The 12,349-nt window shown below is 69.0% G+C and carries 12 protein-coding genes; 8 read left to right on the top strand and 4 right to left on the bottom strand.

Features of this window, described 5'->3' with window-relative positions; genetic code table 11:
• The first annotated feature begins 50 nt into the window (after positions 1–50).
• The 4 genes from ACYVLQ_RS13860 (at position 51) to ACYVLQ_RS13845 (ending at position 4,364) form a co-directional block, all read left to right on the top strand.
• On the top strand, positions 51–1,412 hold the full coding sequence (locus ACYVLQ_RS13860; protein ID WP_460697858.1) for an FAD-binding oxidoreductase: 1,362 nt from the start codon (positions 51–53) through the stop codon (positions 1,410–1,412).
• Between the two features lie 74 nt (positions 1,413–1,486).
• Positions 1,487–2,428 carry an SPFH domain-containing protein gene (locus tag ACYVLQ_RS13855; protein ID WP_460697857.1) on the top strand — a complete coding sequence of 314 codons (942 nt, stop codon included), beginning with the start codon at positions 1,487–1,489 and terminating at the stop codon, positions 2,426–2,428.
• Positions 2,428–2,595, top strand: coding sequence for a type II toxin-antitoxin system antitoxin (locus tag ACYVLQ_RS13850; RefSeq protein ID WP_460697856.1), 168 nt, complete (start codon positions 2,428–2,430; stop codon positions 2,593–2,595). Before ACYVLQ_RS13855 ends, ACYVLQ_RS13850 begins: the two co-directional genes overlap by 1 nt.
• A gap of 110 nt (positions 2,596–2,705) precedes the next feature.
• Complete coding sequence (locus tag ACYVLQ_RS13845; RefSeq protein WP_460697855.1) at positions 2,706–4,364, top strand: hypothetical protein; 1,659 nt, start codon at positions 2,706–2,708, stop codon at positions 4,362–4,364.
• A 66-nt stretch (positions 4,365–4,430) separates the two neighbouring features.
• Here the strand turns inward: ACYVLQ_RS13845 and ACYVLQ_RS13840 are convergent, their stop codons facing one another.
• A complete protein-coding gene (locus ACYVLQ_RS13840) occupies positions 4,431–5,297 on the bottom strand; it encodes a class I SAM-dependent methyltransferase (RefSeq protein WP_460697854.1) in 867 nt (288 codons plus the stop codon).
• Between the two features lie 270 nt (positions 5,298–5,567).
• On the opposite strand from ACYVLQ_RS13840, the gene rpsA reads away from it, so the two are divergent.
• Positions 5,568–7,040, top strand: coding sequence for a 30S ribosomal protein S1 (gene rpsA / locus ACYVLQ_RS13835; protein ID WP_460697853.1), 1,473 nt, complete (start codon positions 5,568–5,570; stop codon positions 7,038–7,040).
• A gap of 198 nt (positions 7,041–7,238) precedes the next feature.
• Entirely contained in the window at positions 7,239–8,723 is a 1,485-nt protein-coding gene (locus tag ACYVLQ_RS13830) for a phospholipase C (protein ID WP_460698248.1), read from the top strand.
• Between the two features lie 3 nt (positions 8,724–8,726).
• On the opposite strand, the gene ACYVLQ_RS13825 is transcribed toward ACYVLQ_RS13830, so the two are convergent.
• Positions 8,727–8,939, bottom strand: coding sequence for a hypothetical protein (locus ACYVLQ_RS13825; protein WP_460697852.1), 213 nt, complete (start codon positions 8,937–8,939; stop codon positions 8,727–8,729).
• A gap of 280 nt (positions 8,940–9,219) precedes the next feature.
• On the opposite strand from ACYVLQ_RS13825, the gene coaE reads away from it, so the two are divergent.
• On the top strand, positions 9,220–10,407 hold the full coding sequence (gene coaE, locus ACYVLQ_RS13820) for a dephospho-CoA kinase (RefSeq protein WP_460697851.1): 1,188 nt from the start codon (positions 9,220–9,222) through the stop codon (positions 10,405–10,407).
• A gap of 4 nt (positions 10,408–10,411) precedes the next feature.
• Here coaE and ACYVLQ_RS13815 read toward each other — a convergent pair whose 3' ends face one another.
• Both ACYVLQ_RS13815 and ACYVLQ_RS13810 read right to left on the bottom strand, forming a co-directional pair.
• Entirely contained in the window at positions 10,412–10,936 is a 525-nt protein-coding gene (locus ACYVLQ_RS13815) for a ribonuclease FAU-1 family protein (protein WP_460697850.1), read from the bottom strand.
• A 57-nt stretch (positions 10,937–10,993) separates the two neighbouring features.
• On the bottom strand, positions 10,994–11,674 hold the full coding sequence (locus ACYVLQ_RS13810) for a hypothetical protein (RefSeq protein ID WP_460697849.1): 681 nt from the start codon (positions 11,672–11,674) through the stop codon (positions 10,994–10,996).
• 342 nt (positions 11,675–12,016) lie between these two features.
• Between ACYVLQ_RS13810 and ACYVLQ_RS13805 the strand changes: the two genes are divergently transcribed.
• Positions 12,017–12,229, top strand: coding sequence for a hypothetical protein (locus tag ACYVLQ_RS13805; RefSeq protein ID WP_460697848.1), 213 nt, complete (start codon positions 12,017–12,019; stop codon positions 12,227–12,229).
• Positions 12,230–12,349 lie beyond the last annotated feature (120 nt).

Genomic DNA, 12,349 nt, shown 5'->3' with positions numbered 1-12,349 from the left:
GAAGATCTATCTGTTTCACTTCTCGATGCCGGGGCGGAACAGTAGGAGTCATGAGCAATACGGACACCGACATCCCCGCCTTCACCGGCCCCGTCTTCCGCCCCGGCGATACCGGCTACGACGCCGAGACCACCGGATTCCAGACCGCCGACGCCCATCGGCCCGCCCTGGTCGTCGGCGCGGCCCACGCCGAAGACGTCCGCGCCGCCGTGGAATACGCTGCGCGCCAAGGCCTTCCGGTGGCGGTCCAGGCCACCGGCCACGGGCGCTCGGTGGCCGCCGAGGGCGGCGTGCTGATCAACACCAGCCGCATGACCGAGGTTTCGGTCGACCCCGACGCCCGCACCGCGCGGGTGGCCGCCGGAGTGCGGGCGGAGGCGTTGATCGAGGCTGCCGTGGCGCACCGGCTGGCCCCGCTCAACGGCTCGTCGCTGTCGGTCGGCGTCGTCGGCTATCACCTGGGCGGCGGCCTGGGCATCCTGGCCCGGACCTTCGGCTACGCCGCCGACCACGTCCGCGCGATCGAACTGGTCACCGCCAACGGCAGACTGCGCCGCCTGACCCCGGGCGATCCGCTGTTCGGTGCGGTGCTCGGCAGCGGCGGCAATTTCGGCGTGGTCACCGCGCTGGAGCTCGACCTGTTCCCGGTCGCCACCGTCTACGGCGGCCAGCTGACCTTCGACACCCCGCTGGTGGAACCGGCGCTGGCGGCCTGGCGGCAGTGGACCGGTGCGCTGCCGGAGGAGATGACCTCGGCGATCACGATCATGACGATGCCCGACATCCCGGCGATCCCGGAGTCGCTGCGCGGGCGGTACATCGCCACGATCACCATCGCGTACACCGGATCGGCGGACGAGGGGGAGCGGCTGGTCGCCCCGCTGCGCGCGATCGGCCCCCGCCTGAACGACGATCTGCGCGTCATGCCCTACTCGGAATCCCATGGCATCTATCGGGATCCGGACTTCCCGCACGCCTACGCCGCCACCAACGTGCTGCTGGCCGAGCTGACGGGTGAGACGGCGCGGGCATTCCTGGACGCCACCGGCCCGGACTCACCGGTGCCGGTGGTCGCCGGGTTCCGTCATCTAGGGGGAGCGCTACGCCGTCCCGGCCCGGCCGGTATCGCGGTGGACCACCGGGAGGCGGAGTACGTCGCACGGTTCATCACCGTGCCGGAGGGCGACGGCACGGCGGTCCGCGATCGCCACGACCTGATCGGTAAGGCGCTGTCCCCGTGGACGATCGGCCACAGCCTGAACTTCCTGTACGGCGCGGGCGAGTGGGCTGGCGAAGACCAGACGCGAAGCGGGTACCGTACCGAGACCTACGACCGCCTCGCAGCGCTGAAGGCACAACACGATCCCACCAATCTGTTCCGTTTCAACCGCAACATTCGCCCAGCGGTCTGACAAGCCGAGCCCCACTGCCCGCGGCGCAGTCTCATGCTATCTTCGTGATATCACTTAGATATTGGGAGGATGTCATGGAGCTTCGTCCGGCGTTCCGGGTGAACGGGTTCCTCATGCTGCTGGCGCTGGTCGTCGTCGGTGGCGGGGCGCTGATCGGCGCCGTCGCCGCGACCAGCGCCGCCTCGGAGGGCGGCAGTGCCGGGGCGGGGGTGGGCGCCGCGGTCGGCTACGTGGTCGCGGCCGCGGCGGTGCTGCTGCTGACCGGCCTGACCACGGTCAGCCCCAACGAGGCCAAGGTGCTGCAGTTCTTCGGCCGCTACATCGGTTCGGTGAGCGAGGCGGGCTTCTTCTGGGTGGTGCCGCTGACCGCCAAGCGCCGAATCTCGTTGCGGGTGCGCAACTTCGAGACCCAGACGCTGAAGGTCAACGACTCCGACGGCAATCCGGTCCAGATCGCGGCGGTGGTCGTCTACCGGGTGGTGGACAGCTTCAAATCCGCGTTCGCGGTCGACGACTACGAGGAGTACGTGCAGACCCAGTCCGAGGCCGCCGTCCGGCACCTGGCCACCGTGCACCCGTACGACGCCGCACCCGACGTGCCGTCTGCGATTACGCAGGGTGCGTCGGGCTTCGACGCTCCCGTCGTCGGCCCGGAGCGCACCAGCCTGCGCAACGGGACGGAGGTCGCCGAGGAACTGACGACCGAGTTGCGGGAGCGCACGCTGCTCGCGGGCATCGAAGTCCTGGAGGCGCGCATCACCCATCTCGCCTACGCGCCGGAGATCGCGCAGGCGATGCTGGTCCGGCAGCAGGCCGCGCAGGTGGTGGCCGCGCGCAGCCGGATCGTCGAGGGCGCGGTCGGCATGGTCGGGATGGCGCTGGACCGCCTCACCGCCGAGGGCATGGTCGAACTCGACGAGGAGCGTCGCGCGGCCATGGTGTCGAACCTGCTGGTGGTGCTGTGCGGCGACAGGTCGGCGCAGCCCGTGGTGAACACCGGAACCCTCTACGCCTGATGGCGAAGCGGGAGCCGAAGCGGGTACTGCTGCGGCTCGACCCGGCCGTCCACGAGGCGATCGCGAAGTGGGCGGCCGACGACCTCCGCAGCGTCAACGCGCAGATCGAATACGCCCTGCGGCTGGCGTTGGAGCAGTCCGGCCGCTCCCCGAAGTTCCGAGATTGAAAAAAAGACCGAATACCCGTTTCGCCTGGAATTGATCACCAACAAGTCACGTATTGGGCACAGAATGCACAAGGACGTGCGTCTATGCGTCGAATCGGTAACGTGGTCGCGTGCCTATCGCGTTCGAAACCGGCGGACTGCAGCAACTCGATCCAAGCACCTGGGGAAACCCTGCCACCGGCGATCTGGTCACGCTCGCCTACGTCGATGCCGTCCCCGACCTTCCGGTGCCCCTCGAGGACATCGACGCGTTACGCCGCCGGCTCACCGAACTGCAGTCCGAGTTCGGCTGCCTGATCGAGGCGCACGTACTCACTGTGGCGGGACAGCCCGCGCTGCTGCGGCTGGAGAAGTTCCCGCTGCCGGACCGGCCCGGGCTGGGCTTCACGGCCGGGATCGTGCTGCCGAAGGCCACCTGCAGCGCGATTCTGAAGATCATGTGCCGCGAGACCGGCCGCTCCGGCGTACGGGAGGCGGCGGTCGTGCCGAAGGTGGGCTTCCAGAACATGTTTCCGGCGCACCCGTACGCGCCCGAGGTGAAGGGCAAGCTGCCCTACAACGTGGCCGACGACGCGCACTGGGATCCGCAGTTCCCCGATCACCCGCTCAGCCGCGCCCGCCGCTGGATCTCGCATATCAGCCGCACCGCGCAGGTCGACCCGCGCTTCGCCGCGCTGCCGCCGTTCACCGGCCCGGCGACCGTACCCGAGCCCGCCGACGATCCGGCCGAGGCGGTGGCTCCCGCCGTGGGCCACTCGACGGTGGACTCGCCGAACACGGCCGATGCGGCGGAACCCGCGCCGATGTCCACCGGCGACGCTTCGGCCCCCGTCGCGCCCGATGCCGATCGTCCGGTCCCGAGCAGCATCTCGCGGCTCCCCGCGGCCGCCAGGCAGTACGCGGGTTCGCCGATCGGCGCGACGCCCAATCGCGTCGACCGGCGGTCGGCATTGCTCGCCAAGGCGACCGGGGCGGGCGATCCCGGGTCCGCCACGACCGACGTTGGCGCCCGCGGCTCCCTGAGCAGCCCGCAGTCCCCGATGGACGCCACCGAAACCGCGCCCATCCCCACCGCGATGGCGCTGGGCAGCGCGCCGCGGGAACCGGCGGGTGAGACGGGCAGGCCTGCGGATATCGGTTCCCGATTCCTGGCCGCAGGCTCGCCGTCGGAGCGTGGCCCGTGGTTACCGGAGGACGCGCCGGAGACGACGGCCATGCCTGCCGGGTCGGCGCGACTGCCCTCGCAAGACCTGGAGTCCGCCGCGCAGCGTGAATCCGCGCCGGGCAGCGACAGCTCGGCGAGTTCGGCCGAGACCACGGCGATCCCCGCCGGTTCCGCCTCGGAGGGCGGCGCCCGATTCCCGTCCGACTCCGCCGAGACCACGGTATTTCCGGCGGGTCCGACCTTCGAGGACGCCGCCGAGCGGGCGAGTGCCGCGCAGACCGCGGCCATACCCACCGGGCCGATCCGGGGGCTTGCCGGGCGCTTGTCGTCCGATTCGCCGGCGCCCCCAGGCGGGAGCGGCCCCCGCTCGCCCGCGAATACAGAACAATCGTCCGAGCCGGACGACCCGAAGTCTGCGGCGATTCCGCGGGTGCCGGACGAGCCACACTCAGCGGCCATTCCGCGGGTGCCCTCCGAGGCGGCGGAGACGACGGCGATACCGTCCGGGCGGGGACATGCGGGCCGCTCGTTGACCGGCGGATCGGCGTCGGTGGACGCCGAGACCGTCGCGGGGGCGGAGACTCGCCCGATCCCGAAGCATTGACGCAGATCCGGCAGGGCGGGCAGATCCGGCAGGGCAGTGGGTCGCGAAAGCGCGCGGGGCGCCGGCCTAGCGGCCCGCCGGCTTCTCCGTGACGAAAATTGCTGTGCCGGGGAAGATTTCGCCGCGCAGCGGGCTCCACTGGCCCCACTCCCGGTCGAGCCACTCGGGCCAGTCCGGTTCGATGACGTCCCGCAGGACCAGGCCCGCGCCCACGATCTCGCGGACCCGGTCGCCGAGGGTGCGGTGGTGCTCGACGTAGATCGGTACGCCGTCGCCGTCGACCTCCACGTACGGGGCGCGATCGAAATACGAGAGACTGGCGCGCAGACCCTTCGGCCCGGGGTCGTCGGGGAAGATCCAGCGCATCGGGTGATTCACCGAGAACACCCAGCGCCCGCCCGGCCGCAGCACCCGGGCCACCTCCCGCATCACCAGCGCGGAATCGGCGACGAACGGCACGGCCCCGAACGCCGAGCACGCCAGGTCGAACGAGGCATCGGCGAAGGGCAGCGCCTCGGCCCCGGCCTGGACGAGCGGAACCCGCGGCCCGCCGCGTTCCATCGCCGCGCGTCCGCGCCGCAACATCGCACCGGAGACATCCAGGCCGACCGGGTGCGCGCCATGTGCCGAAAGCCACCGCGAGCACGGCGCCGAGCCGCAACCGATTTCCAGGATCCGCTTACCGGAGATATCGCCGAGCAAATGCCAATCGCCTTCGTGCATACCCTCCGGGCACCACACGAATTCTCCGGTCGGGGAGTCGACGCCGAGGAAGTCGGCGTGGGTGTCGTGATATTGCGCGGCGTCGGCATCCCACCAGCGCCGGTTGGCCCGTTCGCTGCCGACCGAGTCGATCTCGGTCAGCGCCACCGCGGCGGTGCCGAGCAGGGCGTTCGCCTGGGCGTGGCGCACGTCGGGATGATCTTCGGGCATCATGTAAGAGTAGCCATCTGACAAGGGGGGACCCGTGTTTGCTTGCCGCAACTCACGTCGCGTACGCTGTTTCCCGCGAGTGTCTTCGGTACTTGCGTATCGAGGCCGCGCGCGCTGTGAGTTCCGCCTGCTATGAGTACAGCGTTGTGCTGTGTCGCAGCGATGCGCTGTGTGCACGACCAACGCTAGTTCCATCGCTGTGGATTCACAGCAAAACCGAAAGTCCACATGTCCACTACCGACCACAATCCGTCCGGAGCAACCCAACATATGCCCACCACCGTGACCTCGCCGCAGGTAGCCGTCAACGACATCGGCTCCGCCGAGGACTTCCTCGCCGCCATCGACAAGACGATCAAGTACTTCAACGACGGCGATATCGTCGAAGGCACCATCGTCAAGGTCGACCGGGACGAGGTTCTGCTCGACATCGGTTACAAAACCGAAGGTGTCATTCCTTCCCGCGAACTGTCCATCAAACACGATGTCGACCCTGCCGAGGTCGTTTCCGTGGGCGATGAGGTCGAAGCCCTGGTCCTCACCAAGGAGGACAAAGAGGGTCGGCTGATCCTGTCGAAGAAGCGGGCGCAGTACGAGCGGGCCTGGGGCACCATCGAAGAGCTCAAGGAGAAGGACGAGGCCGTCAAGGGCACCGTCATCGAGGTCGTGAAGGGTGGTCTGATCCTCGACATCGGCCTGCGCGGCTTCCTTCCCGCCTCGCTCGTCGAGATGCGCCGCGTCCGCGATCTGCAGCCGTACGTCGGCAAGGAGATCGAGGCCAAGATCATCGAGCTGGACAAGAACCGCAACAACGTGGTCCTGTCCCGCCGCGCCTGGCTCGAGCAGACCCAGTCCGAGGTGCGTTCGGAGTTCCTGCACCAGCTGCAGAAGGGCCAGGTCCGCAAGGGAGTGGTCAGCAGCATCGTCAACTTCGGCGCGTTCGTCGATCTCGGCGGCGTCGACGGCCTGGTGCACGTCTCCGAGCTGTCCTGGAAGCACATCGACCACCCCTCCGAGGTCGTCGAGGTCGGCATGGAGGTCACCGTCGAGGTGCTCGACGTCGACCTGGATCGCGAGCGGGTTTCGCTGTCGCTCAAGGCGACTCAGGAAGACCCGTGGCGGCAGTTCGCCCGCACCCACGCCATCGGCCAGATCGTGCCCGGCAAGGTCACCAAGCTGGTTCCGTTCGGTGCGTTCGTGCGCGTCGAGGAGGGCATCGAGGGCCTGGTGCACATCTCCGAGCTGGCCGAGCGCCACGTGGAGGTCCCGGACCAGGTCGTCTCCGTCGGCGACGACGCGATGGTCAAGGTCATCGACATCGACCTGGAGCGGCGCCGGATCTCGCTGTCGCTGAAGCAGGCCAACGAGGACTACCACGCCGAGTTCGACCCGTCGAAGTACGGCATGGCCGACAGCTACGACGAGCAGGGCAACTACATCTTCCCCGAGGGCTTCGACCCCGACACCAACGAGTGGCTCGAGGGCTTCGAGAAGCAGCGCGAGGAGTGGGAGGGCCGCTACGCCGAGGCGGAGCGTCGTCACAAGATGCACACCGCGCAGATGGAGAAGATGGCGGCCGACGCCGCGGCCGAGGCCGCGAATGGCGGCGGCTCGTCGAACTACTCCTCCGAGAGCGGCGGCGCCCGGTCCGAGTCGGCCGCGCAGCCGGAGTCGACCGGCGGTTCGCTGGCCAGCGACGCGCAGCTCGCCGCGCTGCGCGAGAAGCTGTCCGGCAACGCGTAGGGCGTGCGGCATTAGCTGAGACGACGGCCCCGGTCAGTGTGACCGGGGCCGTCGTCTGTTATTGCGGGTGAGCTATTCTCGGCAAGATTCTTGAAACTAACCCTTTTCAGACTTTGAGATGGTCCGGACGCGGCGGGAGGTCGGCACAGCGTGGCTCTCTTCGACGGCATCAATCGGCGTGAGTTCCTGGCCAAGGCGATGGCCGCCGGAGGTGTGGGGGCGCTGGCGTCGTGGGCGAGCCCGATCATCGAGCGGGCGCATGCCGCCGACCCGGCCGGGATGGGCGGGCTCGGGGATATCGAGCATTTCGTGCTGCTGATGCAGGAGAACAGGTCCTTCGACCACTACTTCGGGACCATGTCGGGGGTGCGGGGGTTCGGCGAGGCGTCGCCCTCCTGGCAGCAGTACGGCTACGCCCCCGGCGTCGGGCCGACCGCCGACGGTTACCAGCTGCCGTTCCGGCTCGACACCACCCGGGGCGCGACGCTCGACGGCGAATGCGTCAACGATCCGGACCACAGCTGGGCGGGCATGCACGAGGCGTGGAACGGCGGCCGCAACGACGGCTGGATGCCGATGTCGGTCGCGAGCGTGGGCCCCGGAAACGCCGCTGCCGCAATGGGTTACTACACCCGCGAGGACATCCCGATACATCACGAGCTGGCCGACGCGTTCACCCTCTGCGACGCCTACCACTGCTCGGTGCTGGGGCCCACCGACCCGAACCGGCTGTACTGGGTCTCGGCCACCATCGATCCGGACGGTGCGGCGGGTGGCCCGCTGATCGAGACGCCGACCCTGATCCCGCAGAACGCCTACAGCTGGCGCACCTACCCGGAGAATCTGTCCGAGGCTGGGGTGAGCTGGAAGATCTACAACAATCGGGATGTCGGCCCCATCTCCTCGGTGATCCTGGACGGCATGATGGGCTGCTTCAAGCAGGCCGCCGACCCGAATTCCGAACTGGCGCAACGCGGTAAGGCGCCGGTCTATCCGAACGACTTCGCCGCCGACGCGGCCGCGAACCGCCTGCCCGCGGTGTCCTGGGTGATTCCGCCGCTGGTCAACTGCGAGCATCCCGCGCTGCCCCCGGCGCTGGGCGCGGTCGGCATCATGCAGGTGCTCGACATCCTGACCTCGAATCCGGCGGTGTGGGAGAAGACCGCGCTGATCGTCATGTACGACGAGAACGGCGGATTCTTCGACCACGTCACCCCGCCCACGCCGCCGCCGGGCACGCCGGGGGAGTTCCTCACCGTCGATCTGAACCGGCTGCCCGCCGCCAAGGGCATCACCGGTCCCATCGGGCTGGGCTACCGGGTGCCGTGCTGGGTCGTCTCGCCGTATTCGCGGGGCGGCCTGGTCTGTTCGGACACCTTCGACCACACCTCGCAATTGCGTTTGCTGGAGCGCCGTTTCGGCGTCGAGGTGCCCAATCTGACGTCGTGGCGGCGCGGTGTCACCGACGATATGACAACGGCATTCGATTTCGCCACCGGTCCCGACGCGGTGCCGCCGCGGATCACGGACCCGAAACCTCGTGCCGATGCCGCACTCGCGCAATGCGGGCCGAATATCGCGCTCGGTACGGCTGGGCAGGGTGTGCCATATCCGGTGCCGCCGAACAGCATGCCGGTGCAGGATCCGGGGACGCGGGGGCGGCCGAGCGGCGCGATCGTGTAGGTGTCAGCTGGCCGTCGCGGGAACCCACTGCGCCGCGGCATCCGCCGTGCGCTTGCGGATGGCGGCCAGGCTGTGGCGGGCGGGGCTGATCAGGGCGGTGAGCCACGGGCGGCGAAACTCGGCCAGTGCGCTTGCTACTTCGGGGATCTTGATGCAGTGTGCCGTGCCTGGCGTGCCCAGCCGGTGGCGACCCGTCTGGATGTTTCTGGTGCCCAATGGTGTTCCTTTGCTTGCTTGATGCGGCCTGGATCGCCTGCGGCGAAACATTAGCGGAACAAAAGTGTGGGGCCGCGTATTTTGCGCGACTTTTGTCCCGGCGTGTCGGAAAGTTGCCGACCCCAGGTCTGGATCGGCCGGAAGAAGTTGCGAATTGATATCGCCGTCATCACGGAATGAGTAAATTGCTGATACCGGTGTGAGAAATGCGGATGGGTTGGGTAATCAGCGGAGCTGAGCCGCCGCGGGCTCGTCCGGGCCGAGATGCGAAACTGGTCGAATGTTGCGTATCGGTCTCACCGGAGGCATGGGAGCGGGCAAGTCGACGGTCGCGCGGCTGTTTGTCGAGCGGGGCGCCGTGCTGATCGACAGCGATGTGATCGCCCGCGAGGTGGTGGCCCCAGGTACCGAGGGGCTTTCGGCGCTGGTCGAGGCGTTCGGATCCGGCATCCTCGCCGCCGACGGCAGCCTGGATCGCCCGGCGCTGGCGGCGCGCGCGTTCGCCGACGACGAGTCCCGCACCACCCTCAACGGCATCGTGCACCCGCTGGTGGGCTGCCGCACCTCCGAACTGTTCGCCGCCGCACCCGCGGATTCGGTTGTCGTGCAGGATATTCCACTGCTGGTGGAGAACGGGCTCGGCGCGATGATGAATCTCGTGGTCGTGGTCATGGCCGACGTCGAGACCCGCGTGCACCGGCTCGAGCAGTTCCGCGATATCGCCCGGGCGGACGCGCTGGCTCGGATCAAGGCGCAGGCCACCGACGACCAGCGCCGTGCCGCGGCCGATGTGCTGTTGGACAACAGCGGCGAGACCGCCGAACTGGAACTCCAGGTGGATGCGCTGTGGGAGCACCGGCTGGTGCCGTTCGAACGCAATCTGCGCGACCGCGTCCAGGCGCCGCGCGGCGAGGTGCGGCTGGTGGGCCCGGACCCGACCTGGGCCGAACAGGCGCAGCGGCTCATCGCCCGCCTCGCCGTCGCGTGCGGGGCCGAGGCGCGGCGCATCGACCACATCGGATCCACGGCGGTGCCGGGGCTGCCCGCCAAGGACGTCCTGGACATCCAGGTCACCGTCGCGGACCTCGCGGCCGCCGACGGACTCCGAGAGGCGTTGGAGGCGGCGGGATTTCCGCGCGTCGAGGCCTATACGACCGACGATCCGAAGCTCGGCTCCGATCCGGCGGTGTGGGGTAAGCGCGTCCATGTCAACGCCGACCCGGGCCGGGCGGCGAATGTGCACGTGCGTGTCGACGGATGGCCGAATCAGCAGTGGGCCTTGGCTTTCCGGGACTGGCTGCGGGCTGATCCGGCCGCGCTGGAGGAGTATCTGGCCGTAAAGCAGAAGGCCGAGACGGCGGCGGCGGGGTTGACCGGCGAGCCCGCGGTCCAGGCGTACCTCGAGGTGAAGACGCCCTGGTTCGACGAGATCTACCCGCGCGTGCTCGCGAGCCGGGAGCTGCCCTAGTCGCTCACAGCCAGCTCAGTTCCAGGCCGAGCGAGCCCACCCAGCGTTCGAAATCGTGCCCGTGGCTGGCGATCCCGTCGATCGCGGTGGTGGCCGCGGCGATGGCCCGCTCGCTCTCGGCCGGTTCGAGATAGCCCGCGCCGTGGGCGGCCAGCAACTCGTCGATATCGAGCAGTTCGGCATCGCGGCCGGTGCGCACCACGATGTCTAGGTAGTGGTCGACGGACCTCCACCGGTCGGGCGCGACCGCGCCGAATTCACCGATATCGAGGTAGAAGTCCTGGTCGCGGTCGTGGGTGGCGTTGTAGTGGAACACCGTGGCGCGGATCGACAGGCTCGGCAGCAGCCAGGACTCCAGATAGTGGAACTCGCGATGGTCGGCGGTCCGAGCCATGTACAGCCCCCAGGGCTCGGCGTGATACCGCTCGACCGGCCGGACGAACCCCTTGGGGTCGGTGTTGGTCAGTTCGGCCAGATCGAAGTACTCGACCTTGGGCCGGTGCAGGTCCACCGCGTGCGCCTGGGTCATATGTCGAAATCTACCCAGGATCGCGGTCGGGTTCTCGGCGTTGGCGATCTCGCGGGCTTACAGCCAGGTGAGTGTGATGCCGTGCGAACGCAGCCAGCGCTCGACGCTGTGGTCGTGCGCGGCGATCCCGGCCACGACGGTGTTGGCATGCTCGATGATGCGCTGTGCCTGCGGGCCGCCGAGGCAGTCGGCGGCGTGGGCGGCGAGCAGATCGGCGACGCCGTGCATTTCGACGGGGCGGCCGTTGCGGGCCACCAGCTCGATGTAGTGGTCGTGCGCGGCCCACCGCTTCGGCTCGATGCGGGCGTAGTCGCCGAGCCTGATGTGGTAGTGCGGATCGCGGTCGTGGGCGGCGTTGACGTGCTGCATGCCGACCCGGACCGACAGCTTGGGGAGCAGCCAGGTCTCGGTGTAGCGGTTCGGCGGCGTGTCGGCCGCGCGCATCAGGTACAGGCCCCACGGTTCGACGTGATACCGCTCGACCGGGTGGACGAAGCCGCGCGCGTCGGTGATGGTGAGATCGGCGAGGTCGAAGTACTCGACGCGGGGGCGGTGCGCGGGGGCCGACCCGTTGGCGGCGTCGTCGTGGTGCGGATCGGGTCTGCTGTCGCTCGTCCGAGTGGCTGCGACTCCGTTGTGTTCGATGACTCCGTCACGTGTGCGCGAGCCGCGCGCGGTCCGCTCCGCGGTATCCGTGACCGCGGGCCGTGTGACGCGTAGTGCAGGCAAAACGGCCATGACACCCGTCCTCTCGACGTCTTGGACCGGATCAGATTACACCCGGGCAATCGCTGGAGGGCGAGCCAGAGCTGGTGAATAATGTCATGTCATATATTTGCTGAGAATTGTGAATGCTCTTGTAGCGCCGGACAATTCGGACACCATCTCGATGGCGTGCGGGGGCTGTCCGGGGTCGGTCGTCGCGGTGCCGGGCGGGGCTGGCTACCGGCGCGCGGGCGGCTGCCCGGGGCGGCGCCGTGGCGGGCGGGCAGGCGGGGTCTCCGGGCCGGTGGCCAGCCCTCGGCGGCTGCCCGGGTGGGGTGCCGCGCCTCGGGTCGCCACGAATCGCGCTGTGGTGCAATGCCTTCCCGAGGTCTTCCCGAGGCGGCCGCGGGAAATCGGGATCTCGGCACGGTTTTCGGCCTCGCCGCCCAGGCTGCCGCGCCCGCCGCGGGTGGGTTCGGTTGCCCGGCAGCGCGTCCGGAGCGCGCCCGGCCGATCCGCACGGGCGTGGTCGTCGTGCGGGCGCGCCGGACGAGCGCGTGCGCCGGAAGTGTGCCGCGCCCGGTGTGACAGCGCCGCCGCGTCCGCGGCGGCTGTGATCCATTCCATATGGCAGTTGTCCGCCGCCCGGGCGTGTCGGGTTGGACAGCGCGCTCTGCTGTTTGTTGTCGGTGGCTCGTCCTAGGCTGG

This window comes from Nocardia thraciensis (genome assembly GCF_054782435.1).
This window is presented reverse-complemented; position numbering and strand designations above follow the sequence as displayed.

What these genes read in the sequence shown, in the direction of transcription:
- ACYVLQ_RS13815 (WP_460697850.1), bottom strand. Translation starts at nt 10,936, where the DNA reads ATGACCCAGGCGCACGCGGTGGACCTGCACCGGCCCAAGGTCGAGTAC.
- rpsA (WP_460697853.1), top strand. Translation starts at nt 5,568, where the DNA reads ATGCCCACCACCGTGACCTCGCCGCAGGTAGCCGTCAACGACATCGGC.
- ACYVLQ_RS13810 (WP_460697849.1), bottom strand. Translation starts at nt 11,674, where the DNA reads ATGGCCGTTTTGCCTGCACTACGCGTCACACGGCCCGCGGTCACGGAT.
- ACYVLQ_RS13850 (WP_460697856.1), top strand. Translation starts at nt 2,428, where the DNA reads ATGGCGAAGCGGGAGCCGAAGCGGGTACTGCTGCGGCTCGACCCGGCC.
- ACYVLQ_RS13860 (WP_460697858.1), top strand. Translation starts at nt 51, where the DNA reads ATGAGCAATACGGACACCGACATCCCCGCCTTCACCGGCCCCGTCTTC.
- ACYVLQ_RS13840 (WP_460697854.1), bottom strand. Translation starts at nt 5,297, where the DNA reads ATGCCCGAAGATCATCCCGACGTGCGCCACGCCCAGGCGAACGCCCTG.
- ACYVLQ_RS13855 (WP_460697857.1), top strand. Translation starts at nt 1,487, where the DNA reads ATGGAGCTTCGTCCGGCGTTCCGGGTGAACGGGTTCCTCATGCTGCTG.
- ACYVLQ_RS13805 (WP_460697848.1), top strand. Translation starts at nt 12,017, where the DNA reads ATGCCTTCCCGAGGTCTTCCCGAGGCGGCCGCGGGAAATCGGGATCTC.
- ACYVLQ_RS13830 (WP_460698248.1), top strand. Translation starts at nt 7,239, where the DNA reads ATGGCCGCCGGAGGTGTGGGGGCGCTGGCGTCGTGGGCGAGCCCGATC.
- coaE (WP_460697851.1), top strand. Translation starts at nt 9,220, where the DNA reads ATGTTGCGTATCGGTCTCACCGGAGGCATGGGAGCGGGCAAGTCGACG.